Raw genomic sequence first — 25,154 nt, 5'->3', positions numbered from 1 at the left:
CATGAACGACCTGCCAACGGCCGAATGCGACGTGCTGGTGATCGGCTCCGGAGCCGGAGGGCTCTCGACAGCCATCACCGCCAGGAAAAACGGGCTCGATGTCATCGTCGTCGAGAAGGAGCCGGTGTTCGGCGGTACCACCGCGTTCTCGGGCGGCGTGCTGTGGATTCCGCTGTCGCCCCACGCGAAGAAGGCGGGCTACGCCGACACGCGCGACGCGGTGATCCGCTACATGAAGTCAGAGACCGGACGCTGGTACGACGGCCCGGCCGTGGAGGCCTTCATCGACAAGGGCCCCGAGATGGTCGCGTTCTTCGAGCGCGAGACCGAAGTGCGGTTCATTCCCACGCTGTACCCCGATTACCACCCCGACGCCGAGGGCGGCGTGGACATCGGCCGCTCGATTCTTGCCGCACCCTATGACATTCGCGAACTGGGCGCGGACATGGCGCGCCTGCGACCGCCGCTGGCCACCATTACCTTCATCGGGATGATGTTCAACTCCGCCAATGCGGACTTGAAGCACTTCTTCCGCTTCACCAGGTCCTTCACTTCGTTCTTCTATGTGGTGAAGCGCGTGCTAAACCACTTGAAGGAGCTCGCGCTCTACCGCCGCGGCATCAACGTGACGAGCGGCAACGCGCTGGCGGCGCGCCTCGCAAAATCGGCGCTCGACCTGAAGATCCCGATCCGCACCGGCACGCCGGCCCAGGAATTGATCGTCCAGGACGGCCGCGTGACCGGCGCGCTGGTGAAGGGGCCCGAAGGCCTGCAGCGCATCGTCGCGCGCAAGGGGGTGGTGCTGGCCGGCGGCGGGTTCTCGCACGACAGGCAGCGCATCGCCGGCGCCTACCCGCACGTGCAAGCCGGCGGCGAGCATTTCTCGCCGGTACCGAAGAGCAACACGGGCGACGGGGCGCGGCTGGCCGAGAAGGCCGGAGGCCGCGTGGAGATCCGCTTCAGCTCGCCCGCGGCCTGGATGCCGACCTCCAAGGTGCCGCTCGGCAAGGGCGAGTACGGGGCGTTTCCGCATCTGCTGGACCGCTACAAGCCCGGCATCATCGGCGTGCTGAAGAACGGCAGGCGCTTCACCAACGAGTCGAATTCCTATCACGACGTGGGCGCGGCCATGGTCGCGGCGGGGCAGGGCGCGGACACCGGCATGTGGCTGGTCTGCGATCAGGCCACGATCAGCAAGTACGGGCTGGGCTACGCCAAGCCGGCGCCGATGCCGCTCGGGCCGCTGCTTCGCAACGGCTACCTGGCCAAGGGGGCGACGCTGCGCGAATTGGCGCAGAACGCGGGCATCGATCCGGTTGGGCTGGAGCAGACCGTGCGCGAATACAACGAAGGCGCCGTGCAGGGCGTCGACCGCCAGTTCGGGCGCGGCACCACATCCTTCAACCGCTATCTCGCCGATCCGGACAACAAGCCCAACCCGTGCGTCGCACCGGTCGGCAACGGCCCCTACTACGCGTTGCGCATCGTCATGGGGGACCTGGGCACCTTCGACGGCATCGCCACCGACGTGGTGGGCCGCGTGCTCGATGCGGGAGACCAGCCGATCGACGGCCTGTACGCCGTGGGCAACGACCGCGCGAGCGTCATGGGGGGCAACTACCCGGGCGCAGGCATCACGCTGGGACCGATCATGACCTTCGGCTACATCACCGGCCGCCACCTGGCAGGACTGGAGCCGTCGCTGTCGTCCTCAAGCACCCGAACCTCGAAGGAACCCGATGCAGTACCCGCCTAAGCCTCTCGTCGACCACCGTATCTACACGATCAAGCCTCGCAAGATGCCGGAGTTCCTCGACGTGTTCAAGCGGCTGGCCTTGCCCTTCCTGAATGAAACGCTGGGCACGCCGCTCGGCTTCTATGTGAGCCATGTCGGCCCGCTCAATCAGTTCGTGCACCTGTGGGGCTACGACGACCTGGCAGACTACGAGCGGCGCTGCAAGGCACGCGATGCGCATCCGGATTTCCCGGCCTACCTGCAGGCCTCGGAGCACCTGGTCGTGGCGCAGGAGACGCGGCTGATCAAGGCGGTGGAGATGATGCCGGCGCAGTAGCGGATTGCGGCCGCGCGCCGCAACCGTTCACTCGCGAATGGACCGTCACGGCCCGCTAGAAGTCGACCAGGCTCAGCCCGATGCTCAGCACTGTGCGCTTGCGGTTGTAGTCGACGAGGGTGTCGCCGTAGCCGTAGAACAGCTGTGTGTGGAGGCGCAGGTTGCTCCTTGCCGAATCGCCGAGGGGCTTGAGCCACTCGAGGCGCACCGAACCGCGGCCGCTGGCGCGCAGGTTGTTGCGCAGCGTCACGGCCAGGGTGTTGTCGCGATCGAGGTTCCAGCGGCCCGTGATCTCGGCGCGCCCGATGTAGTTGGAAATGTCGGGGTTGTCGTCGTCAGCGTCGCTCTCGTGCAGGCGCTGCCAGATGCGGCCGGTGAGGGTGAAGCGGTCGTCCAGCTCCATGCCTGCCATCAGGTAGGCGCGGTTCCAACTGCGCGAATAGGGCAGGCTCTGGCCGTTCGACTGGTGCACCAGGCCGACGCCGGCGTAGCGCCAGCGCCAGCCGCCCGGCAGGCGGTAATCCGTGGGGTAGACGTAGATCAGTTCCGGCTCGTGGTCGGTGGTGCGGAAGGGCCGGGAAATGTCGCCGTTGAAGACCTGCCAGCTCGACTGCTGGCTGTAGCCGAACCACAGCGAATCTTTCTTGACCGGGTCGTCCTGCGTCAGCATGCCCTGGGCGAGCTTGGTGCGCACCGACAGCCCGAGGCGCATCTCGTTGGCCTGGTACGGGATGTAGGTGCCGGTATGGCCGGCCGCCGGCGAGGTCGGCGTGTCGGGCTTGTGGCTCGAGGTTGCGAACGACACGTTGAGCGGCCGGTAGCCGCGAAAGCTGAAGGTGCCGCAGTCGCTGCCGTTCTCGAGTTCCCAGAAGCGCGAAAGCAAGGAGTACTGGCTGTCGCGGCAACCCTCCGCCGTGGCGACCGAGACGACGCGCGTGGCGGGCACCGCGGCATCCACCGGAGCAGGTGGCTGCGTGGCGGCGAGCGCCGGCGGCGCTGCGGGTATTGCGGCCGCCGGGAGCGTCTGCTGCTGGGCCCAGCGGTCGAAGCAGGCCAGGCGTGCCTCCTTGTCGCTCGCGAGCCGTTGGCATTGTTGCCAGGTCAGCTGCGCATCGGCCAGGGGGCTGGCCGGCTGCGGCGCGGGCTGTGCCTGTGCGAGCGCCATGCCGAGGCCGGCGAGGAGCCCCGCGAACGGGGTGCTGATGTGCGTGTGTTTCATTGCCAACTGCCAGTCTTGTTCAGCACGAAGGGATGCGTGCTGTCGTCGGACGCGTTGCGCCACGTCCCCCTGAATTCCTTGCCGCAGGAGCCCGGCTGGAGCTCGCCCAGCCAGTTGCCGCTGATGGCGTGGCCATCCGCCGACTCGTCGATGTTGAGCAGGCCTTCGTCGTCGATGTCGCCCGCCAGCTGGCCCACCGACGGCGGCTTCGGGCCGTTCTCGCGCGTGATGGTGCCGCGAACGCCTTCGTAGTCCGGATGCCGCGCCAGCTGCACGCGGGCGATGCCTGGAATGCCTTCGATGCGCGCCTCCCATTGGCCATAGAGCGCACTGGCAGGCAGCTCGCGGCCGGTGACGGGGCACGCCGGCTGGGCCAGGGCGCCGCCGGCAACCAGGCCCAGCGCCAGCAGCAGCTGCCGCTTCATGAGCCTGCCGCGGCCGCTGCTGCTGCCGCCGCTGCTGCGTTGTCCTGGGCCTTGCGCGCGAACTCGGCGCGCAGGGCCTTGAGCTTCTCGCGCGGATCTTCCTTGATGGTCGTCTTGTCGAGCGCCATCTCGGCGATGAAGCGGCTGGGCTGTGCCGGCACCATCTCTCGGCCCTGCTTGCGGCGTTTGGTCCAGCTCACGGCCAGGCTGCGCTGCGCGCGCGTGATGCCGACGTACATGAGGCGGCGCTCCTCCTGCAGGCGCGTCAGCGTTTCGTCGCTGACCTTCTGCTGCCGGCCGCCGTCGTCCTCGAGCTTGAAGGGCAGCAGCCCCTCGTTGACGCCGATCAGCATCACGTGCGGCCACTCCAGGCCCTTGGACGCATGCAGCGTGGAGAGCGTGACCACGTTCTGGTCCTTCTCGCGCTCGCTGATGGTGGACAGCAGCGAGATGGTCTGGGCCACTTCGAGCAGGCTCTTGCGCTCGTTCTCGACCGTCGCACCGGAAGCATCGGCGATCTGCCCGCCGCAGCGCTGCGACATCCAGTCGCAGAACTCGAGCACGTTGGTCCAGCGGCTCGCGGCCGCCTGTTCGCTGTCCTCGCCGTCGTAGAGGTGCTTCTCGTAATCGATGTCCTTGAGCCAGTCGGCCAGGAAGGTGCGCGCATCCTCGGCGCCCATGGTGCGGCGTGCGCGGTACTCGAGGTCGTTGATGTAGCGGCCGAACTCGTGCAGGCCTTCCAGCGCGCGCTTGGCCATCACGCTGGGCAGCGAGGAAGAGAAAAGGGCCTCGAACAGGCTCAGCTTGTACTGGCTTGCGAAGGTGCCGAGGCTGGCCAGCGTGGTGTGGCCGATGCCACGCTTGGGCGTCGTCACGGCGCGCAGGAAGGCCGGGTCGTCGTCGTTGTTGACCCAGAGGCGGAACCAGCCGCACAGGTCCTTGATCTCGGCGCGGTCGAAGAAGCTCTGGCCGCCCGAGACCTTGTAGGGGATCTGCGCCCGGCGCAGGGCCTGCTCGAACACGCGCGCCTGGTGGTTGGCTCGGTACAGGATGGCGAAGTCGCGGAACTCCTTGAACTGCTGGCCCTGCGTGGTCGCATCGCCGCCGCGCAGGCTCTGGATGCGCGCTACCGCGCGATCGGCCTCGTGCGCCTCGTTGTCGGCGTCGACCACCCGCACCGGCTCGCCCTCGCCCAGCTCGCTGAACAGGGTCTTGGGAAAGAGCTTCGGATTGGGGCCGATCACGTTGTTGGCCGCGCGCAGGATCGCGCTGGTGCTGCGGTAGTTCTGCTCGAGCTTGATGACCTTGAGGGTGGGAAAGTCCACCGGCAGCTTGCGCAGGTTGTCGAGCGTGGCACCGCGCCAGCCGTAGATCGACTGGTCGTCGTCGCCGACGGCGGTGAAGCGGCCGCGCTGGCCGACCAGCGCCTTCAGCACTTCGTACTGCGTGGCGTTGGTGTCCTGGTACTCGTCGACCAGCACATGGCCGAGCGCAGCCTGCCACTTGGCGCGCACGTCCTCGTGCTGCTGCAGCAGCTTGAGCGGCATCCCGATCAGGTCGTCGAAGTCCACGCTCTGGTAGGCGGTGAGCCGTTCTTCGTAGCGCGCCATGATGCGCGCCGTGATGCGTTCGTTGTCATCGGCCGCCTGGGCCTCGGCCTGTGCGGCGTTGAGGCCCATGTTCTTCCACTTGCTGATGGTCCACTGCCAGATGCGCGCGGTGGCGGCGTCGGTGGTGCCGCCCGCATCCTTGAGGATCTTGGTGACGTCGTCGCTGTCGAGGATGCTGAAGGCCGGCTTCAGGCCCAGCACGCCGCCGTCCTCGCGCATCATGCGCACGCCCAGCGCATGGAAGGTGCAGACGACCACCTTGTTGGCATCGCGCCCGATCAGGCTCTTGGCGCGCTCGCGCATTTCGCTGGCGGCCTTGTTGGTGAAGGTGATCGCGGCGATGCGCTGGGGCGCCAGCCCGGACTGGATCAGCCGCGCGACTTTGTGCGTGATGACGCGCGTCTTGCCCGACCCTGCGCCGGCGAGCACCAGGCAGGGCCCATGGAGGTAGTTGACGGCTTCTTGCTGCGCGAGATTGAGACCGGAGGACATGAAGGCGGCGAAGGCGCAAAGCGGGCAATGATACGGGGGCGCCCTGGTGCAAGCCTGTGTGAAAGCTGTGTCGCGATGTCGCACGACGACAATCGCCCGCGTGCTGCACATTCTTTCCGTCACGCTCCCTTTCTTCGCGCTGATCGCGGCGGGCTACGCGGCCGCGCGCTGCGGGGCGCTGCCGCTGGGCGCCATTCCGGGGCTCAATGCCTTCGTGCTCTATTTCGCGCTGCCGTGCATGCTGTTCCGTTTCGGCGCGGGTGCGCCGATCGGGCAGTTGCTCGATGCTGGCGTGGGGCTGGTGTGGGGCAGCTGCGCGCTGCTCGTGGTCGGCGCCACGGTGGGGCTGGCGCGCCGGCGAGGCATGCTCTGGAACGACGCGGCCTTCGGCGCACTGGTGGCCGCCTTTCCCAACACCGGCTTTATGGGGCTGCCGCTGCTGATCGCGATCCTCGGCGCGCCGGCGGCCTCGCCGATGATCATCACCATCGCCCTGGACCTGGTGCTGACCTCCTCGCTGTGCATCGCGCTGTCGCGCCTCGACGGGGCCGATGCGCATGGCCCGGCCCGAGCGGCCCGGCAGGCGCTGCGCGGGATCGTGCAGAACCCGATGCCCTGGGCCATCGTGCTGGGCGGGCTCGCTTCCGCCACCCGTCTCGCCCTGCCCGGACCGGTGGAGCGCACGATTGCGATGCTGGGCGATGCGGCCTCGCCGGTGGCACTGTTCACCATTGGCGCCGTGCTCGCCCGCTCGGCGCTGCTGGCCCGCGAGCATCGCGCCAGCGCGCGTGTGGGGGAAGCGATGGGCAGCGGCGTCCGGGCGCTTTCACCGGCGCGGCCGGCCGACCTGCTGTCGGTGGCGGCGATCAAGCTGCTGGTGCATCCCTTGCTGGTCTACGGCGCGGGACGCGGCGCGGTGGCGCTGGGCGTTCCGCTGGAGCGCAGCGCGCTGGCCGTGATGGTGCTGGTGGCTGCGCTGCCGAGCGCGAGCAACGTGGCAATGCTGGCGGAGCGTTTCGGCGCCGACAGCGGGCGCATCGCCCGCATCATTCTCTGGACCACCGTGGCGGCCTTCTTCAGCTTTCCGCTCGCAGTGGGATGGGTGCGCTGAGCCTCCAGGGGGCTACGGCGTGAGCACGCCGAGCTTGTAGGGGTCGGCATCGGACAGCAATTCGCAGCGGGACGTATCGTGCCCCTGCGTGCCGTCGCAGTAATAGCTGTTGTAGACGCGGCCGAACAGGGTCGGTGTGGAGGTGAACAGCACGCCCTGGCCCGGTTGCCAGCGTTCCCTGGGTGTGCCGCCGGCGTCCGGCTTGGCGGGAGGCGCGGTGAACTCGGCCAATGTTTTCTGCGCCTGGTCGCCCCGCCAGCGGCTGGCGAGCTCCTCCGGGCGTGGCCTCGCGGGCAGCGGGATCAGCAAGCCGTGAACCAGGAAGCCGCGCCCGAAGCGGTGCCCCTTGCCGGCCAGGAAGGCATAGGCGCAAGCCGCGTGGCACTGGCCCTTCACCTCCGTGTTGACGCCGCTGGCGCGGATCGCGCGGGCGTATTCGCCAGCCGCCTCGGCCGTGCCGCCCAGTGAATTCTCGAACACCACGGTGCGCACCTGTCCGCTGCCGAGCTCCTCGGTGAAGCGCTGGAGGGCGCTGCCGTCGAGCATGCCGCTGACCAGCAGGCGACTGCCCTGCAGCTCGATTTCGGCCGCCTGCGCGCCCCAGGTGATGCCAGCCAACGCAAGGCCTCGCAGGACGATCGACCAGCTTTTCATGCGAGGACCTTTCGGTTTGCGCCCGAGCCGGGCCGTGACAGCAACTTCGACAGCGGTTTGGAGCCGCGTCAACCCTTGTTTCAGAATATTGCCTACAGCCCCCCGTTGACTATTGGCCGATAGTGTTAACTATGGCGTTTGACTAGTTCTTACGTATTCAAATGCCCTGCTAAAGTGGCGTCAAACCGCCGGGGAAATTGCCATGACGACTTGGATGCGCTGGATGCTGTGTGTAGGGTGCCTCGCCACCGTGGGGTGGCTTTGGCACGTGGGTGCCTTGAATGCCGTCCCTGCGCTGGCGACGGGCGCCGCCAGCCTCTTCTTGTTCGCATGGCCCGGGCACGGGCAACGCAAGCGCCGCACGGCGTTGCAGTACATCGAAATGGGCAAGCAGCCGATCGGCATGCACTGAAGAAAGCGTGAGCGCGGCCTGGCGGTCGGCGCCTGGGCGGCGCGCTGGCCGCGAGTTCAGATGCTCTGCGGGTCGACGTCGACCAGCCAGCGGATCACGCCTTTCCCCTCGGGCTGCTTGCGCAGTGCATGCAGCACCGGCTGCCAGGCGGCCAGCAGTCGCTGCAGTGCCGAACGCGAGGCACTCTCGACCAGGAGCTGCGCCCGTTCCACATTCGCCACGCGCTGGATCGCGTGCGGCACCGCGGAATAGCGGGTCACCTGTTGCGCACCTTCCAGGCCCTCTGCGGCCGCATTGGCGGCATTGAGAAAACCCTGGGCGGCTTCCTGCGTGCGGGCGTCGGCACGCAGCAGGGCCTGAAAGGCGAACGGCGGCATGCCGGCCGCCGCACGCTCTTCCAGCTCGCGTTGGGCGAACGCGGGATAGTCATGCCGGCGCAGGGCGGCGAAGAGGGCATGCCGCGGGTGATGGGTCTGGATCCACATCTCGGCGGTGGCGTTCTGCGCCGTCAGGTACGCCGCGTCGCGCCCTGCGCGCCCGGCCGACTGCATGAGCAAGCCGAACAGGCGCTCGGGCGCGCGAAAGTCGCTGGAAAAGAGCGCCCCGTCGGGATTCACCGCCGCCACGAGCGTGATGCGGCGGAAGTCGTGGCCCTTGGCGATCATCTGCGTACCGACCAGCACGTCGACCTCGCCCGCGTGCACTGCTGCCAGCTGCGACTCGAGTGCGCCGTGCCTTCGCGTGCTGTCGGCGTCGATACGGGCGATGCGCACCGGGCTGCCGTCGGGCCGCTTCACGTCGGCGAACAGCTCCCCGAGGTGCTCCTCGAGCCGCTCCGTGCCGCGGCCGACCGGCGCGACGTCCGGGTTGCCGCAGGCGGGGCAGGCGCGCGGCACGCGCTCGGCAAAGCCGCAATGGTGGCAGCGCAGCGTGCGGTCGATCTTGTGGAAGACGCGGTAGGCACTGCAGTGCGGGCATTCGCTCTTCCAGTCGCAATCACCGCAGGCCAGGACGGGCGCATAGCCGCGCCGGTTCAGGAACACCATGCTTTGCTCGCCGCGCGCCACTCGCTGGCCGATGGCATCCAGCAGCGCCGCGGAAAGTACCGTGCGGGGCGGCTGCAGGCCCATGTCGACCAGCCGTACCTGGGGGAGCGCTGCCGTGCCGATGCGGGAGGGCATCGCCAGGCGCACATAGCGCCCTCCGGGATCCGCGCCCTCAGCCGGACGGCTCTGATGCCAGCTCTCCAGCGACGGCGTGGCCGAGCCCAGCATCACCTTTGCGCCTTCTCGCCGTCCGCGCCAGACAGCGAGGTCCCGTGCCGAGTAGCGGGCGCCTTCCTGCTGCTTGTAGCTGGGGTCGTGCTCCTCGTCGACCACGATCAGCTCGAGCGCGGGCATCGAGGCGAACACCGCCATCCGGGTGCCGAGCACGATGCGCGCCGTCCCGGCGTGCGCCGCCAGCCAGCTGCCCAGGCGCTGGGGGTGGGTCATGCCGCTGTGCAGCGACACCACAGCGCCGCTGCCGAAGCGATCCTTGAAGCGTGCTTCCAGCTGTGGAGTCAGGTTGATCTCGGGCACCATCACCAGCGCCTGGGCCTGGGGCTTGTGCTCGAGCAGCACCGCGACGGCCTGCAGGTAGACCTCGGTCTTGCCGCTGCCCGTGCTGCCGAAGAGCAGGAAGGGGCCGCTTTCATCCGCGAAGCGCGCCAGCGCGTGCGCTTGCTCGGGCGTCAGTTCCGGGCCGCGAGGGACGGCGGCGGCCGCCGCCGGCGCTGCCTGCCGCTTGAGGCGCCGAGCCAACTGCACCGTGCTCAGGTCCCGCAGCGGGGGTGGCAGCGCCGCCAGCGCGATCTCGCCGAGCGAGCGCTGGTAGTAACGGGCGGCAAATGCGACCAGGTCGCGCCAGGCCGCGCCCAGCGGCGGCAGGGCGTCCAGCACGGCGGCGACCGGCTTGAGCTCCGGCGCCGTATCGTCCGGCGTTCCGGTGGCGGGTTGCATCGACCAGACGACCCCGAGCACCTCGCGCCGGCCAAGCGGCACCCGCACCAGCATGCCCGGCGCCACAGGTTCTGGGCTCACGTAGCTAAGTAGATCCCCTAATGCGGCGTGCGCCGGAGTCTGAACGGCCACCTCGAGAAGCCAGGTCAACGCGCTCTGCCCATGGGAACGAAGGTTAAAGGAACTTGGAGCAAAGTAGTCTAAGTCGTTGATTCGTCAGAGCTTTGGAGGAGATCCAGAGTTGCTGTGGATAACTTTGTTGATATCAGGGCTCGAGCCGCCGGCAGCCCTTGAAAATCAAGGCTTCCGCTGGAATGCCCACAAAAAAAGCAAAATCCAAAACCCATAGAAATCAACAACTTAGCGGCGCTATCGCTTTGGTAGCGAGGGCTCTCAGGCCTCAGATGTTTTGGCGCACCGCAGCAGCTGTTTTGTGCATAAGTCAGTCCGTCCTTACCATTTCAGCGCTTGACAAACGCTCGAGGCCCGATCTCATGTGCTTACAAGGCATAACGGCCTCAGCGGCCGCGCTGGGCGCGGGATTGGGCATGCACGGCGGCCACCAGGGCCGCTACGTGGTCGGGTGGCGTGAATTGGCTGATGCCATGGCCCAGGTTGAAGATATGGGTGGGTCCCGCGGAGGTGGCGTCCGTGTGTGGCTGTCCGAAGGCCTGCAGCACCTTGGCGACTTCGGACTCGATGCGCTCGGGCGGCGCGAACAGCACGTTCGGGTCGATGTTGCCCTGCAGGGCCTTGGCGCCGGTGCCCTCGCCCACCTGCTGGCGGGCGCGGGCGAGGTTGACGGTCCAGTCCAGGCCCAGCACCTCGCAGTCGAGCGCCCGCATGTCCTCCAGCCAGAGTCCGCCACCCTTGGTAAAGACGATGCGCGGTACGGGCTGGCCGTCAGCGCCCTGGCGCCGCAGCTGCGACAGCACGCGGGACGTATAGGCCAGGCTGTATTCCTGGAACGCGCCGTCGGCCAGCACGCCCCCCCAGCTGTCGAAGATCATGACCGCCTGGGCGCCCGCGTCGATCTGCGCGTTGAGGTACGCCGCCACTGCATCGGCATTGACGGCGAGCAGGCGGTGCATGAGGTCCGGGCGGCTGTAGAGCAGGGTCTTGACCAGGCGGTAGTCGCTCGAGCCGGCGCCCTCGACCATGTAGCAGGCGAGGGTCCAGGGGCTGCCGGAGAAGCCGATCAGCGGCACCCGTCCATCGAGGGCGCGGCGGATCGAGGCAACGGCGTCGAAGACGTAGCGGAGCTTTTCCATGTCCGGTACTTCGAGCGCGCCGATGGCGGCCGCGTCGCGCACCGGCCGTGCAAAGCGCGGGCCCTCGCCGGCCTCGAAGGACAGGCCGAGGCCCATCGCGTCGGGGACCGTGAGAATGTCGGAGAACAGGATCGCGGCATCGAGCGGATAGCGCGCCAGCGGCTGCAAAGTGACCTCGGTGGCGAAGTCCACGTTGGTGGCCAGCCCCATGAAGCTGCCGGCCCGCGCCCGCGTGGCCACGTATTCCGGCAGGTAGCGCCCGGCCTGGCGCATGAGCCAGACCGGCGTGTGATCGGTGGCCTGGCGCCAGCAGGCGCGCAGGAAAGTGTCGTTCTTCAGGGGGGCGAAAGGCATCCCGCGATTGTCGCAGGGGCGTTCGCCGCCGGGGCGTTCGCTGCCGGGCCGGGGGTCAGGCCTTGTACTTGATCGAGCAGCCGTAGGGCCGTGTCGTCGCCGCGCTGACCGGCTTGCCGCCGAAGGCCTCGCCGAGGGCCTGGTTCACGTAGTTCGTCGCGGTCTTGATGTCCTCGGCTCGGGACGAGGCAATGCTGTCGATGCCGCCGGCGTACACCAGCACTCCCTGTGGATCGATGATGTAGAGGTGCGGCGTGGTGCGCGCCGCGTAGGCGCGCCCGATGACGCCATCCTCGTCCATCAGCACGGCGGTAGGGGCGGCCGCGTGCTCCTTCATCCAGGCCTCGAGGGCGGCGGGCTTCAGGTAGTCGCTCGCGGCACGCTCGGTCGAGTTGACAGCCAGCCAGACCACGCCTTTCTCGGTCGCTGCCTTCTGGGTCGCGGGCATGTTGCCGCTGCCGTAATGCTTGCGCACGAAGGGACAGCCTGGATTGGTCCATTCGAGCACCACGAACTTGCCGGCGAAATCAGACAGCCGGTGCTGCTTGCCGGCGGTGTCAACGGCGACGAAATCGGGCGCCTTCTGGCCCACGGCCGCTGCGGCCACGGCATTCGAGCCCATCAGGAAGGTGGCACCGAGGGCGACGGCGGCGGCCATGACGGCGCGGCGGGACGCTCGGCTCAGGGCTGCGCGCGCCTGGCGCGCCGCACGGGCGGAACGCGAGTCTGCAGTGGACGACGAGGGCATGGTCAGCGTGACCTCCAATTGCAAAAAATCAACAACCACCGCAGCTTAGAACGCTTTCCTCACCTGCCTGTGACAACCCGTAGCGGGACAGGGTCAAAGTCTCGCGAGCGCCTCGCGAAGCTCTTCCTTGCTAAGGATTTCGGTCAGCACCACCGGCGCACGTCCCGGCGCCATGAGCACATAGGCCGGCACGCCGCTGCGGCCGAGCGAAGCCAGTGCGGCGGTGATTTCGGGGTCGCGCCGGGTCCAGTCGGCCCGCAGCATGGCCACTTTCTTCGCGTCGAACTCGTCCAGCAGCGCGGCATCGGCCAGCGTGCTGCGCTTGTTGTACTGGCAGGTGACGCACCACGCGGCCGTGAAGTCGACGAACACCGGCCGGCCCTGCGCGGCGAGTTCGCTCACGCGGACGGGTGACCAGGCCTGCCAACGCTCGCCGCCCGAGGCCACCGCTGCGGGCGCCGCGTTGGAGACGATGTTTGCGCCGATCGTGCCGGCCAGCACGGCGGTGGCGGCGATCAACAGGCTTGCCAGCACAAGGCGGGTGCGCCCGCGCAAGGTGAACGCCCAGACCACCGCTGCCAGGCACACCAGCAGGCCCAGCAGCGCCCCCGCGCCGTCGATGCCGCTTTGCTGCCCGAGTACCCAGACCAGCCAGGCGACCGTGGCGAAGATGGGGAAAGCGAGGAGCCGGCGCAGGATGTTCATCCACGGACCCGGCTTCGGGAGCAGGCGCGCCACGCCGGGCACGAAGCCGGCGGCCAGGTAGGGCAGGGCCAGGCCGAAGCCGAGGGCCGCGAAGATCAGCAGGGCCTGTGCCGCCGGCAGCCCGATCGTGAGTCCCATCGAGGCGCCCATGAAAGGGGCCGTGCAGGGAGAAGCGATCACGACCGCCAGCACCCCGGACAGGAAATCGTTGGCCAGCGGATGCCGCACCTGAGCGCTGCACATCGAGGACGGCGCGAGCATCCGGACCTCGAAGACGCCTGCGAGGTTGAGCCCGATCAGGGTGAAAAGCGCCGCGAGCACCGCGACCACTGCGGGAGACTGCAGCTGGAAGCCCCAGCCCAGTTGCGCACCTGCCACGCGCAGCCCGAGCATCGCGCCCCCGAGGGCGAGGAAGGACAGCATCACCCCGGCGGTGTAGGCCACGGCAGCGCTCCGGTGAGCGGCATGGTCGTCGGCGCGGCGCGTGAAGCCCAGGACCTTGATGGCCAGCACCGGGAAGACGCAAGGCATGAGATTGAGCAGCAGGCCGCCGAGAAACGCGCCCAGCAGCGCGGCGATGAAGCTGCCAGCGGGTCGAGGCAAAGGCGGCGCCGCATTGGCCTCCAGCGCGGCCTGCAGGGTGGGCGACACCTCGGCACGCGCAGCGGTGGCGGGCCAACTGCCGCTGACCGGCGCCTCGGCGCGCCAGGCGACCGGCTGGCCGGGTTGTCGATCGGCCTCGGCCAGGGCGACGACCACCGGCATCGTGCCGGGGCTTGCGCTGCGCTGTTCGGCCAGCGGCACGCTGGCGGTCCAGGTGTCGCCTTCCCAGGCCTGCGTCCAATCCTTGCCGAGGACGGCCGCGGTATGGATCACCTCGCCGGTTTCGGGGAACAACTCCAGCGTCTTGCCGCGCGCAAGGGCCGGCAGGCCCTCGATCCGGACCTGCAGCTTCTGGCCCTCGATGGCGATGGAGGCGGGCTTTTCCAGGGACGCAGGGCGGGCAGCCAGCGCTGCCTGGAAAGCGTCCTGGTTCACCGCGGTCGACCCCTGGACCGGCAGCCTCAGCAGGAACTCGCCGTCTTCGGGGATGCATTCCTTGCGGCACACCAGCCAGGAAGCCTTGAGCTTGATGTCCAGCGCCTCGGCACCGGTGAGGCCGGCCGGCGCCTTGAAGTCGGGCGCCACCGACAGGGGCACCGGCAGCAGCACCGTTCCCTCGTAGCCATAGTTGGCCAGGGTGCCGATGGGAATCTTCTTCGGCACGGGCCAGGCGATTTCGCCCGCCGACACGCCCGCCGGGAGCGACCAGGCCAGTTCGGTCGGGAGGCCGGAATCCCCGGCGTTCTTCCAGTAGGTATGCCACTCGGGTTGGTGCGCGATCTGCAGCCCCACCCAGACGGGCGCGCCGGCGGAGATGCCCTGCGGTGCGTGCGCGACCAGCTCCGCGCGCACATGGGGGGTGGTGACGACGGGCCCGAGGCGGGGAGTCAGCTGGGCGGCGGCCGGCAAGCTGGAAGCCAGGATGGCAGCCAGGAAGGCTGCGCGTCGGAGGAAGGAGAACAGGGCCATGCCGGTCAGTCGGAGCGTCCGTCCAGGGCGAAGTTCCGGCGCAGCGGGCTCAACGGGCCCATCCCAGCACCACCCGGCGCGTGGACGCGCTCTTCTTTTCGATCTTGGTCACGATCACTGCACCGATCTCGCGGGTATTCGCCACATGGGTTCCTCCGCAGGGCTGGAAGTCGATCGACTCGGCCTCGCCGATGCGGATCGTGCGCACGGTGCCGGTGCCGCGAGGCGGCTGCACGCTCATGCTCTTGACGAGCGCCGGATTCGCATCGAGCTCGGCATCGGTGATGGCGCCGACGGCCAGCGGGTGCCCGGCGGCGACCAGTCGTGCCAGGCCGCTGCCGAGCGCTTCCTTGTCCAGCGGGTCGGTCATGTGGAAATCCAGCCGCGCGTATTCGGGCGTGATCGAGCAGCCGTCGACCGGCTGGGGGACCAGGTGGCACAGCAGGTGGGTCGCGGTATGAAAGCGCATCAGTTTGTGGCGGCGGTCCCAGTCGATGCGGGCCGTCACCGTTTCGCCCACCCTCAATGCGGCCAGCATCTCGTCCTGGCCCGGCGCCGGCACGTGGACGATCTCGTGGGTCGGCCGGCCCTCGGCGTCCTTGGCCTTTCGGGTGTCGGCAATCGCCAGCACGCGGCCGTCGCTCAGCACCAATTGCCCGCTGTCGCCGGCCTGCCCGCCGCCTTGCGGGTAGAACACCGTGCGATCGAGCACGACCCCGGCTCCGTCGGCCCGCAGGAGGCGGGCCTCGCACGCGCGGAGGTAGGCGTCGGCTCGGAACAGGTCGTCGGTCATCGCCCGATGGTAGCGGCGGCGCCGCTCCGAGGTGTGCTCACGCCCGAAAGCGCCTACAGCCGACAGCCTGGTCTCGTGAGGGGCGGGGATGATTCGCTGAAGGGCCGCGGTTCATCCTCGCGCGGCCGCGCACAAAGGATTCACGACCATGAAGCAATCCAGTCACTTCCCCGCGGCCGCCGCCACGCTCGCCGCGGCCATGTTGCTCGCAGCCTGCGGCGAGGCCGCCAAGCTGCCGCCCGGCGCCGGCATCGGCCCGACGCCGCAACTGCCCGCGCCCAACAAGACCTTGATGCCCACGGTCAACATTGCGCCAGCGGTCGGCTGGGCCGATACCGCCGGACCCAAGGCGCCCAATGGCTTCGTCGTGACGGCCCTGGCGCGTGGCCTCGATCATCCGCGTTGGGTCTACACCCTGCCCAATGGCGATGTCCTCGTCGTGGAAAGCAACAAGCCGCCCAAGCCCGAGGGGGCGACAGACGGCGGCAGCGGCCCCATTGCCAGGATCAAGTCGTGGGTCATGGGGATGGTCCAGAAGCGCGCCGGCGCCGGGGTTCCGAGCGCCAACCGGATCACGCTGCTGCGCGACGCGGACGGCGACGGCACCGCCGAGGTGCGGCAGGTGTTCATGCAGAACCTCAGCTCTCCCTTCGGCGTCGCGCTGGTCGGCGGCGAGCTCTTCATCGCCAACGCCGACGCGCTGGTCAAGGTGCCCTACGCCGAGGGCCAGACGACCATCACGGCGACACCGACGAAAGTGACGGACTTGCCCGCCGGCATCAACCACCACTGGACCAAGAACGTGATCGCCAGCCCCGATGGCAGCAAGCTCTACGTGACGGTGGGCTCGAACAGCAATGTCGGCGAGAACGGCCTGGCCGCGGAAGAAGGCCGGGCTGCGATCTGGGAGGTCGACGTCAAGAGCGGCGCCAAGCGCCTGTTCGCCGGCGGCCTGCGCAATCCCAACGGCATGGGGTGGGAGCCCGGCACCCGGACCCTCTGGACCGTGGCGAACGAGCGTGACGAAATCGGCAGCGACCTGGTGCCGGACTATCTGACCTCGGTCAAGGACGGCGCCTTCTACGGATGGCCCTGGAGCTACTACGGCAACCACGTGGACGCGCGGGTCCAACCGCAGCGCCCGGACATGGTGGCCAAGGCGGTGGCGCCCGACTACGCGCTCGGCGCGCACGTGGCGGCGCTGGGGCTGGCCTTCTCGGACGCGCGCGGCATGCCACCCGAATTCGCCAGCGGTGTGTTCATCGGCGAGCATGGCTCGTGGAACCGCAAGCCGCTTTCGGGCTACAAGGTGGTGTTCGTGCCTTTCGCCGGCGGGCGGCCGAGCGGGCCGCCCGTCGATTTCCTGACGGGCTTCCTGAACGGGGACGAGAAGGCCCAGGGGCGCCCCGTTGGCGTCGCGCTGGACAAGCGCGGCGCGCTGCTGGTGGCCGACGACGTCGGCAACACCGTGTGGCGTGTGGCGCGGCCCTAAGATTGCCGGATGACCCTTCCTCGCAGCCGCTTCTGGTCCCAGCTCACGACCCGCGACTTTGCCGCGCTCGACCCGGCCGCGACGGTCGCCGTGCTGCCGCTGGGTGCGACCGAACAGCACGGCCCGCACCTGCCGCTGGGCGTTGATTCGACGCTGGTCGACGGTATCGTGGCCGAAGCCGTGCCGCTGCTGCCGGCCGGGCTGCCGGTGCTCTTCCTCCCGACCCAGGCCATCGGCCTGAGCCCCGAGCACGCCAGCTTCGCGGGCACGCTGACCCTGTCGGCCGAGACCCTGATCCGGCTCTGGCGCGAGATCGGCGCCTGTGTGGCGCGCGCGGGCGTGCGCAAGCTGGTCTTCTTCAATGCGCATGGCGGGCATGCCGGCGCGATGGAGATCGCTGCGCGCGAGCTGCGAGCGGCCCATGGACTGATCGTCTACAGCGTGAGCTGGTTCAACCTGCCGCTGGGCGAAGCGGGTGCGCAGTTCAGCGCGCAGGAGCACCGCTTCGGTGTGCACGGGGGAGAGATCGAGACCTCGATGATGCTGACTCTGGCGCCGGCACTGGTCGACATGCAGGCCGCGCGCGATTTCGGCTCGACCTCGCGCCAGCGGGCGGCCGACTACCCGTTGCTCGGCGACGGCAAGAGCGCCAGGCTGGGCTGGGCCATGGAGGACTACAACCCCGAGGGCGCGGCAGGCAACGCGGCTGCGGCCACTGCGCAGAAGGGGCGGGCCGTGGTTGAAACCGCGGCGCGGCAGCTCGCCGCGCTGCTGGCGGAGGTCTCGCGCCTGCCGCTGACCACCGTGCACACCGGTCCGCTGCCCTGAGAGGCAGGTTCAGGGTTCAGGTACGAGGCGCCTCAGCCGGCGACCGCGGGTCCCGCAGGTGCGGCGGGCGCGGCGTCCTCGATCTTGATCGTGCCGTCGGGCCGCTCGCAGGTGCCGATCAGCAGGCCGCTGGCCATCGCGTGCGCGCGCAGCTGCTCCAGTACCTCCTCGCGGCCGGGCGTTGCCGAGAAATCGGGGGTGCTGTCCAGCGCGAAGAGCTGGAACGCGTACCGGTGCACCCCATGTCCGGGCGGCGGGTCGGGCGGCAGCCAGGCACCCTGGAGGTAAGAATTGCGCCCGACGTGCAGGCCGCTGCCGGCGTTGTCTGCGCTGGGCAGCGCGGCCTCGGGCAGGCTGCCGTCTTCTGCAGGCAAGCCGACCGCAATGGCATGCACCAGCGGATGCGGCGTGGGCGAATCCGCGTCCTCCACCATCAGCACCAGCGATGCGGAACCGGCGGGCACGCCCGTCCATTGCAGCGGCGGCGACAGGCCTTCGCCGTCGGCCGTGTAGCGCGGCGGCAGCGGCGCATGGTCTGCGAAGGCCAGGCTGGCCAGGTTGATCGCGGCCATGCCCTGGCGAAGGCCGATGGTGTTGAAGGCGATCTCGTCGAGGCCGGCGCGTACGCCGTGCAGGGCCTGTCCGATCGCATCAGGAAGCTTCTCGAGCATGACGGCGGGTATAGCGCGCAGCCTGCGGGAGGCGTGTAGGACACGAGAGCGGCACGGTGCTCCGCTATCATGAATCGGGGCATCGCCGCCGGCGGCTGCACCCTCTACACAAGGAAGCGTATGAGCATCGTCTGGACCATTCTGATCGGCTTCGTCGCGGGCCTGGTGGCCCGCGCCATCAAACCGGGCGACGACTCGGCAGGCTTCATCGTGACCACCTTGATCGGCATCGCGGGCTCGCTGATCGCGACCTATCTGGGCCAGGCCATGGGCTGGTACCACGCGGGGGAAGGGGCGGGCTTCATCGCCTCGGTGGTCGGCGCGATCGTGCTGCTCTTCGTCTGGGGCCTGCTGAAGCGCAGGTAAGGAACGGAAGAAAAGACGATTCCGCGGCGGGGCGGCAGATGGGCCGTCGACCCAGGGCGCATCACCATGTCTACGTCGTCGAGCTCGACGACCGGGTCTGGAACATTGCCCGTTTCAGGCGTGCGAACCCTGACTACCGCCTCGGCCAGCCTTTCGTCTACGTGGGCATGACGGGGCTGGATCCAGACGTACGTTTCGACAAGCACAAGGCCGGCATCCAGGCCAACGTCTTCGTGCGCCACTATGGCCTCAGGCTGTTGCCGGCGCTCTACGCCGTCTACAACCCGATGCCTTACGAGGCAGCGCGCGAGATGGAAGTCGAACTCGGCATTGCGCTGCGAGAAGCCGGCTACGGCGTGTGGCAGGCCTGAACCCTTGGAGACGCTCATGGACCACCCCGCCTGCATCGTGATGACCAGCGCCAGCACCGAAGACGAGGCCGAGGCGCTGGCCGCAGCCCTGGTGGAGGCGCGGCTCGCCGCCTGCGTCCAGGTGCAGCGCGTGCGCAGTTTCTACATCTGGGAAGAGGCGCTGCACCGCGAGCCCGAATGGGTGCTGCTGATCAAGACACTGGCCGCTCGCTACCCGGCGCTCGAGGCCTTCATCCGCGAGCGCCACAGCTATGAGACGCCCGAGATCGTGCAGCTGCCGGTCTCGGCCGGCTCGCCCGACTATCTGCGCTGGCTGGGCGCGTCCAGCACGGGGCTCGATCAGGCGTAGGTCACCCAGCTTTCGTACGCCGGGCCGTCCAGGTGCGGCAAGGTGTTGTACGTGACCAGCATGTGCCGCTTGGGCGTGAAGGCGAACTCGGTGACGGCCGTGTTGCGGATGCGCAGGTTGAGCTCGATGGTGGTTTCGGGGCTGGTGCCCAGCACGTGGCCGACGGCGGTGCTGATCGGCCCGCCGCTGGATACCACCAGCACGCGAGCGCCGTGGTGCTGGTCGCGCACATGGTCGAGCGCAGTGGTCACGCCCGCCAGGAAGTCCATGTAGCTCGGCATGCCCGTCGGCGTGGTGCGGCCCTGCATCCATGCGCCCAGGCCCTCGCGCAGCAGCCGGAAATGATGGCGGTACAGCTCGGGCGTGTCGGGCCGCTGCAGCTTTCCGGGATGAATGGTCGCGATGACGGCCTCGGCGTCGTACTCGTTGAGCCCCGGCCACGGCAGCACGTCATCACGCGAGAGGCCGAGGCCCTCGGCGATGCCTTCCCACGTCTGGCGATGGCGATTCAGCGTGCCGGTGATGACCGCGTCGAACTCCATTCCGCGCTCGCGCCAGTACTCGCCCAGCCGCCGCGATTGCCGGGCGCCCAGGTCGCTGAGCTGGTCGTAGTTGTCTGCGCCGAAGCTGGCCTGGCCATGGCGAACGAGATAGAGCTGTCCCATGAAGAAATTCTGCCGCGCGCCGGCTGGAGGGGCGGTCACGGGCGTGACCTGTCGCTTTCAGGCGTCGCCTCGGGCCATTGCGTGAAATAAGCAACGTTTTTTGTAAGCAGATGAATTATAAAGTTTTCATTGTGTAAGAATGAAAACTTTCGTAGACGTTGAAGCGGTTCTCTTCGCCGCGTCGCAATGCCAACAACCTATCCATCGCAAAGAGGGACAGCACAGAGATGAACAAGACATATCGCAGCGTGTGGAACCACGCGCTCGGGACATGGGTCGCCGTGTCGGAGCTCACTTCGGCCCGGGGCAAGCGCTCGGGCGGCGTGGCGACTGCGCTGGTGGCCGCCGGCCTGAGCGTCCTGGCAACCGCGGCGGCCGCGCAGCAGGTTGACTACGCCGATGGCGCCGACCTCGCAGCCCCGATCGTCACCACGCCGACGGACGTCATCCTCAACAGCACCGGCAACGGCACGGCGACGCAGAGCGGCGCCATCAGCGGGCCCAACGGCATCATCAAGACCGGCGCCGGCACCATCGTGCTGGGCACCGCCAACAGCTATGCGGGCGCCACGACGATCAACGTCGGCACACTGCAAGTGAGCTCGGATGCCAACCTGGGCACCGGGGGTGGCATCGTTTTCGGCGGCGGCACGCTGCGCCTGGGTGCCGACAACTTCGCGAGCGGCCGTGCCATCGTGCTGGGGGCCCCCGGCGGCACCATCGATGTCGCCGGCACCAACGGCAATACGCTGACCGGCGCGATCACGGGAGCCGGTGCGCTCACGCTGCGCAACACGGGCACCAACGCGCTGTTCAACGAGACGCAGCGCCTGACACTCGACAACGCCGCCAACAACTACACCGGCGGCACCCTGCTGCAGGGCAATGGGACGAGCGGCCGGCTGAACGTCTGGACGCACATTGCGGGCTCCTTCGGCGCCGGGCCGATCACGCTGCTCGAGAACGCTGAAGTGCGTTTTCAGGACGGGGCTGCAAGCGCCGGCAACCTGAACATTTCGGTCGCGGCCAATACCAACGTCAATGGCACCAACAGCGGCGTCCAGTTCCAGGGCGGCGCGCAGGGTGGCACGGCGACCATCAACACCAACTTCGCGGGCTCCTACGTCCTGTTCGGCGGGGGCGGTGCCAACGCCCAACAGGCCACGTTGAACAACACCGGCGGGCGCGTGATCTTCCAGGAGACGAGCTCCGGCGGCACCGCGACCATCAACAACAACGGCGGCGTGGTCCAGATGTCGAACACGGCGGACCTGAGCGGCGCCACCGTCGTCAGCAACAGCACCGGCCTGACCGCCCAGCTCTACATCAATGGCATGACGCCAGGCACGCCCGCAAGGGTGGGTTCCCTGTCGGGCTCGGGCAACATCGTGCTCGGCGACGCCACGCTGGAGATCGGTGCGCTCGGCAAGAACGACACCATCAGCGGCGTGATCGCGAGCACCGGTCCGGGGCTCTCCGACAGCGTGGGCGGCATCTACATCAACCCCATCCTGGGCGCGGGCACCGGCGGGGTGGTCAAGGTCGGCGCCGGCACCTTGACCCTCACGGGCGACAGCACCTACACCGGCGGCACCACCATCAGCGGCGGCGCGCTCCAGCTGGGCAACGGCACCGCGAGCGGCAGCGTGACGGGCGCGATCACCAACAATGCGTCGCTGATCGTCAACCGATCGGACAACTACACCCTGGGCAATGCGATCACCGGGACCGGCACGCTGACGCAGGCCGGCGCCGGCACCACCACGGTCACGGGGGTCAACACCTACAGCGGCGGCACGATCCTGAACGCGGGCGGCCTGAGCATCAACGGCGCCACGGTACTCGGCACCGGGCCGATCACCTTGAACGGCGGCACCTTCATCACGAGCAGCCCGCTGTCGGTGGGCAACGCGGTCGCGATCGGGGGCAGCGCCAACCTCGCGACCAGCGGAACACTTGTCCTGACCGGCCCGACGACGCTGGTGGCCGACGGCACGTTGACGCAGACCAGCACCGCCGGCACCGTCGATTTCAATGGAGGGATCGGCGGCAGCCATGGCGTCACCCTGGACGCCACCGGCGCATGGGGCAGCTTCAATTTCACGGCGCCCAACAACTACAGCGGCACGACCACCGTCCAGGGCAATGCCCAGCTGGCACTGACAGCCGCGGGCAACGTTCCTGGGGACCTGGTAGTCAACCCCGGCGGCTCGGTGGTGGCGCAGGGCAGCGGCCGCTTCGCCCCGACCGCGAACCTGACGATCAACTCCACCGGCAGCACCTTGCCAACGCAGGCGTCGGGCCTGGAACTCGTCAACGCCGTCCAGACCGTCGCGCAGCTGAACGGCAATGGCACGGTGGGCCTGAACGGCTCGGCGCTCACGGTCGGCGCGGGCACCTTCACCGGAGCCCTTTCGAATGGCGTGGTTGCGCCGGTCAATCCCGGCTCGCTGGTCAAGGCCGGCATCGGCACGTTGACGCTTTCGGGTGCCAATACCTATACGGGCAGCACGACAGTGGCGGGCGGCACGCTGCGGGCCGGCGCTGCCAACACCCTGAGCGCTGCCTCGGCGCACAGCGTCGCCGCGGGCGCCACCCTCGACCTGGCGGGCTTCAGCCAGAGCATGGCCTCGCTCGACAACAGCGGCACCGTCTCGCTGGCCGGCACGACCGCGGGTACCGTACTTACCGTCAACGGCCCCTATGTCGGCAACAACGGCACGCTGCGGCTGGGCACGGTGCTCGGCGTGAGCGGTCCGAGCGACCGTCTGGTGCTCGATGGCCCCACTGCGGTCGCCAGCGGCAGCACCACCCTGCAGATCACCAACCTCGGTGGGCTGGGCGGCCAGACGGTGGGCAACGGCATCGAAGTGATCACCGCACTGAACGGGGCCACTACCACGGCGCAGACCACCAAGAGCGCCTTCGCGCTTGGAGGCGCAGGCCACGTCGACGCCGGCGCTTTCGAGTACCGGCTGTACGCCGCCGATTCGGTCGGCGCTGGCGAGAACTGGTTTCTGCGTTCCCAGGTGATTCCTCCGCCTCCCCCGCCGCCGCCGCCGCCTCCTCCTCCCCCGCCACCTGCGCCTGCACCTGCACCTGCACCTGCACCCGCACCGGCACCCGCACCCGCACCCGCACCCGCGCCCGCGCCCGCGCCCGCACCGGCACCGGCGCCTGCACCGGCACCGGCACCGGCACCAGCGCCTGCACCAGCACCAGCACCAGCACCAGCACCAGCACCAGCACCCGTCGGCGTGACGGCGTATCGCGCCGAGGCCTCGATGCTTGCCGCCCTCCCGTCGCAGCTGCGCGGCGCCGACATGGGAATGATCGGCAACCTGCGCAGCCGCATGGGTGACGACGACGCCAGCGGCCGCGCAATGGCGAGCCTGACGCCGGTGGCCGGCGCGCTGTCGACCGAGCGCCGCGCCTGGGCCCGCGCGGTCTACAGCGACCTGGACATCCGCCAGTCAGGCGTGGTCAACCCCTCGACGCAGGGCCACGTCAGCGGCGTGCAGGCGGGCACAGACCTCTATGTGTCGCAACTGGGTGACTGGCACGCCGGAGTCTATGTCGGCACGCTCGACGGCAATGCCGACCTGAGCGGCTTTGCCAGCGGCCTCTATCGCGCGGTTGGCAGCACAGACCTGCGCGCGCGCTATCTGGGCGCATACGCCAGCTATGCCAATGCGACCGGCTTCTATGTCGACACGGTGCTGCAATACGGTTCGCAGCGCTACACGATCCGTCCGCTCGGCGGATTCGCAGCGCCCGGCAAGGGCAACAGCCTCACCGCCTCGGTCGAGGTCGGCCAGGCCTTCGCGCTTGGCGGCAACTGGACCCTCGAGCCGCAGGCGCAGCTCAGCTACCGCCGAGCCAAGCTCGACGATCTGCGGATCCCCGGCGCGCTCGTGCAACAGGACGACGCCAGCGGCTGGACGGCAGGCGTGGGTGTGCGCGTGAAGGGCGACTTCGCGACCTCGGCAGGCCGGCTGCAGCCCTATGGCCGCATCGGCGTCATCCATGCCAACGACGCGGGCGACACGGCGCGCTTCATCAACGGCGGGTTCTCCACGCCCATTGGGAGCTCGAGCCGCTACACGTCCGTCGAACTCGCGACGGGCGCGACGCTGACGCTGAGCAAGACCGTGAGCCTCTATGGCGAGCTCGGCAAGGTCTTCAGCACCGGCGGGGACACCCGGGTGAAGTCCTCGATCCAGGGTGCGGCAGGCGTGCGCGTGCGCTGGTAGCAGGAAGAAGATCGCGCTGCAGGCAGGAACTCGCGCGCAGCCGGCCGGTCCCACCGGCCATGGCTGCCCCGACCTCGCCTCACGCCCACGGTCTTTTTTCCCGCCGCGCAGTGGCCGCGGCCTTTGTTGCGGTGCCGATGCTGCGGCTGGGAGCCGGCGCGCAGCCGCAGCCGAAGCGCATGGCCACGCCTTCGCAGACCGAAGGCCCTTTCTATCCCGTCAAGTTGCCGGCCGACGCCGACAACGACCTGCTGCGCAATGGTGCGCTGAGCTACCGCAGCGGCCAGCCCGCCTCCGTCGAGGGTAGCGTGACCGACCTCGACGGCCGTCCCTTGCGGGGTGCCGAGGTCGAGATCTGGCAGTGCGATCAGGGCGGCCACTATCACCATCCAGGCGACGGTGATCGTGCAGATGCCGCCTTCCAGGGTTTCGGCCGAGTCGCCGTCGACGCGCAGGGCCGCTGGCGCTTCCGCACCATCCGGCCGGTCGCGTACAGCGGGCGCACGCCCCACATCCATGTGAAGGTCAAGCTCGGCAGGCGCGAGCTGCTGACCACGCAGCTCTACGTGGCCGGCGACCCGGGCAATGCGCGCGACTTCCTGTGGCGCAACCTGCCGGAGCCGGCGCGCGAAGCGGTGACCGTGCCGTTCGAGCGGACCTCCGACGGCTGGCTGGCGCGCTTCCCGATCGTCGTCGCCGCCTGAGCGCCGCCTTGATGCGC

Annotated in this window: 22 protein-coding genes; 11 read left to right on the top strand and 11 right to left on the bottom strand. The window is 68.9% G+C overall.

Features of this window, described 5'->3' with window-relative positions:
• The first annotated feature begins 1 nt into the window (after position 1).
• Together E5CHR_RS27190 and E5CHR_RS27185 are read left to right on the top strand one after the other, a co-directional pair.
• Complete coding sequence (locus E5CHR_RS27190; RefSeq protein ID WP_197893913.1) at positions 2-1,756, top strand: FAD-dependent oxidoreductase; 1,755 nt, start codon at positions 2-4, stop codon at positions 1,754-1,756.
• Positions 1,740-2,072 (top strand): NIPSNAP family protein, encoded by a 333-nt coding sequence (locus E5CHR_RS27185; protein WP_162582903.1) that lies wholly within the window; start codon positions 1,740-1,742, stop codon positions 2,070-2,072. The genes E5CHR_RS27190 and E5CHR_RS27185 overlap by 17 nt, the downstream gene beginning before the upstream one ends.
• Positions 2,073-2,127: 55 nt before the next feature.
• Here E5CHR_RS27185 and E5CHR_RS27180 read toward each other — a convergent pair whose 3' ends face one another.
• From E5CHR_RS27180 to E5CHR_RS27170, 3 genes are read right to left on the bottom strand one after another with little or no spacing between them, the layout of a single operon-like run.
• Complete coding sequence (locus tag E5CHR_RS27180) at positions 2,128-3,291, bottom strand: phospholipase A (RefSeq protein ID WP_162582901.1); 1,164 nt, start codon at positions 3,289-3,291, stop codon at positions 2,128-2,130.
• Positions 3,288-3,716, bottom strand: coding sequence for a hypothetical protein (locus E5CHR_RS27175; protein ID WP_162582899.1), 429 nt, complete (start codon positions 3,714-3,716; stop codon positions 3,288-3,290). The genes E5CHR_RS27180 and E5CHR_RS27175 overlap by 4 nt, the downstream gene beginning before the upstream one ends.
• A complete protein-coding gene (locus tag E5CHR_RS27170; protein ID WP_162582897.1) occupies positions 3,713-5,818 on the bottom strand; it encodes an ATP-dependent helicase in 2,106 nt (701 codons plus the stop codon). Before E5CHR_RS27170 ends, E5CHR_RS27175 begins: the two co-directional genes overlap by 4 nt.
• A 100-nt stretch (positions 5,819-5,918) precedes the next feature.
• On the opposite strand from E5CHR_RS27170, the gene E5CHR_RS27165 reads away from it, so the two are divergent.
• Complete coding sequence (locus E5CHR_RS27165) at positions 5,919-6,929, top strand: AEC family transporter (RefSeq protein WP_162582895.1); 1,011 nt, start codon at positions 5,919-5,921, stop codon at positions 6,927-6,929.
• 12 nt (positions 6,930-6,941) lie between these two features.
• Here the strand turns inward: E5CHR_RS27165 and E5CHR_RS27160 are convergent, their stop codons facing one another.
• Positions 6,942-7,583 carry a hypothetical protein gene (locus tag E5CHR_RS27160; protein ID WP_162582893.1) on the bottom strand — a complete coding sequence of 214 codons (642 nt, stop codon included), beginning with the start codon at positions 7,581-7,583 and terminating at the stop codon, positions 6,942-6,944.
• A gap of 202 nt (positions 7,584-7,785) precedes the next feature.
• On the opposite strand from E5CHR_RS27160, the gene E5CHR_RS27155 reads away from it, so the two are divergent.
• Positions 7,786-7,995, top strand: a complete 210-nt coding sequence (locus E5CHR_RS27155) for a hypothetical protein (protein ID WP_162582891.1) — start codon at positions 7,786-7,788, stop codon at positions 7,993-7,995.
• Positions 7,996-8,051: 56 nt separating this feature from the next.
• Here E5CHR_RS27155 and priA read toward each other — a convergent pair whose 3' ends face one another.
• The 5 genes from priA to E5CHR_RS27130 all read right to left on the bottom strand — a co-directional run bounded on the left by priA (position 8,052) and on the right by E5CHR_RS27130 (position 15,438).
• Positions 8,052-10,145 carry a replication restart helicase PriA gene (gene priA / locus E5CHR_RS27150; protein WP_162582889.1) on the bottom strand — a complete coding sequence of 698 codons (2,094 nt, stop codon included), beginning with the start codon at positions 10,143-10,145 and terminating at the stop codon, positions 8,052-8,054.
• 368 nt (positions 10,146-10,513) lie between these two features.
• Complete coding sequence (hemE, locus tag E5CHR_RS27145; protein ID WP_162582887.1) at positions 10,514-11,620, bottom strand: uroporphyrinogen decarboxylase; 1,107 nt, start codon at positions 11,618-11,620, stop codon at positions 10,514-10,516.
• Between the two features lie 55 nt (positions 11,621-11,675).
• The gene (locus tag E5CHR_RS27140) at positions 11,676-12,368 is read right to left on the bottom strand and encodes a thioredoxin family protein (protein ID WP_162582885.1); all 693 of its coding nucleotides are present in this window, start codon (positions 12,366-12,368) and stop codon (positions 11,676-11,678) included.
• 93 nt (positions 12,369-12,461) lie between these two features.
• Positions 12,462-14,645, bottom strand: a complete 2,184-nt coding sequence (locus tag E5CHR_RS27135; protein ID WP_174255755.1) for a protein-disulfide reductase DsbD family protein — start codon at positions 14,643-14,645, stop codon at positions 12,462-12,464.
• A gap of 49 nt (positions 14,646-14,694) precedes the next feature.
• A complete protein-coding gene (locus E5CHR_RS27130; RefSeq protein WP_162582883.1) occupies positions 14,695-15,438 on the bottom strand; it encodes an alanyl-tRNA editing protein in 744 nt (247 codons plus the stop codon).
• A gap of 148 nt (positions 15,439-15,586) precedes the next feature.
• Between E5CHR_RS27130 and E5CHR_RS27125 the strand changes: the two genes are divergently transcribed.
• Both E5CHR_RS27125 and E5CHR_RS27120 read left to right on the top strand, forming a co-directional pair.
• Complete coding sequence (locus E5CHR_RS27125) at positions 15,587-16,930, top strand: PQQ-dependent sugar dehydrogenase (protein ID WP_162582881.1); 1,344 nt, start codon at positions 15,587-15,589, stop codon at positions 16,928-16,930.
• A 9-nt stretch (positions 16,931-16,939) separates the two neighbouring features.
• Entirely contained in the window at positions 16,940-17,758 is an 819-nt protein-coding gene (locus E5CHR_RS27120; protein WP_162582880.1) for a creatininase family protein, read from the top strand.
• 32 nt (positions 17,759-17,790) lie between these two features.
• On the opposite strand, the gene E5CHR_RS27115 is transcribed toward E5CHR_RS27120, so the two are convergent.
• Entirely contained in the window at positions 17,791-18,429 is a 639-nt protein-coding gene (locus tag E5CHR_RS27115; RefSeq protein ID WP_162582878.1) for a YbhB/YbcL family Raf kinase inhibitor-like protein, read from the bottom strand.
• A 120-nt stretch (positions 18,430-18,549) separates the two neighbouring features.
• Here E5CHR_RS27115 and E5CHR_RS27110 point away from each other — a divergent pair, with 120 nt between their 5' ends.
• Genes E5CHR_RS27110 through cutA form a run of 3 tightly spaced genes read left to right on the top strand, consistent with a single transcriptional unit; the run spans position 18,550 to position 19,515 of the window.
• Entirely contained in the window at positions 18,550-18,795 is a 246-nt protein-coding gene (locus tag E5CHR_RS27110; protein ID WP_162582876.1) for a GlsB/YeaQ/YmgE family stress response membrane protein, read from the top strand.
• 38 nt (positions 18,796-18,833) lie between these two features.
• The gene (locus tag E5CHR_RS27105; RefSeq protein WP_162582874.1) at positions 18,834-19,166 is read left to right on the top strand and encodes a hypothetical protein; all 333 of its coding nucleotides are present in this window, start codon (positions 18,834-18,836) and stop codon (positions 19,164-19,166) included.
• 16 nt (positions 19,167-19,182) lie between these two features.
• A complete protein-coding gene (cutA, locus tag E5CHR_RS27100) occupies positions 19,183-19,515 on the top strand; it encodes a divalent-cation tolerance protein CutA (protein WP_162582872.1) in 333 nt (110 codons plus the stop codon).
• Here the strand turns inward: cutA and E5CHR_RS27095 are convergent.
• Positions 19,506-20,180 (bottom strand): histidine phosphatase family protein, encoded by a 675-nt coding sequence (locus tag E5CHR_RS27095; RefSeq protein WP_162583925.1) that lies wholly within the window; start codon positions 20,178-20,180, stop codon positions 19,506-19,508. The two genes, cutA and E5CHR_RS27095, sit on opposite strands and share 10 nt — an antisense overlap.
• A 227-nt stretch (positions 20,181-20,407) precedes the next feature.
• Between E5CHR_RS27095 and E5CHR_RS27090 the strand changes: the two genes are divergently transcribed.
• Together E5CHR_RS27090 and E5CHR_RS27085 are read left to right on the top strand one after the other, a co-directional pair.
• Positions 20,408-24,433, top strand: a complete 4,026-nt coding sequence (locus E5CHR_RS27090) for an autotransporter outer membrane beta-barrel domain-containing protein (protein WP_162582869.1) — start codon at positions 20,408-20,410, stop codon at positions 24,431-24,433.
• Between the two features lie 59 nt (positions 24,434-24,492).
• The gene (locus E5CHR_RS27085; RefSeq protein WP_174255754.1) at positions 24,493-25,137 is read left to right on the top strand and encodes a dioxygenase family protein; all 645 of its coding nucleotides are present in this window, start codon (positions 24,493-24,495) and stop codon (positions 25,135-25,137) included.
• The last annotated feature ends 17 nt before the right edge of the window (positions 25,138-25,154 follow it).

The sequence above is a fragment of the Variovorax sp. PBS-H4 genome, from assembly GCF_901827205.1.
Taxonomy (GTDB): domain Bacteria; phylum Pseudomonadota; class Gammaproteobacteria; order Burkholderiales; family Burkholderiaceae_C; genus Variovorax.
Note: the sequence above shows the minus strand (reverse complement) of the source record. Positions and strands in the feature narration are given on the sequence as shown.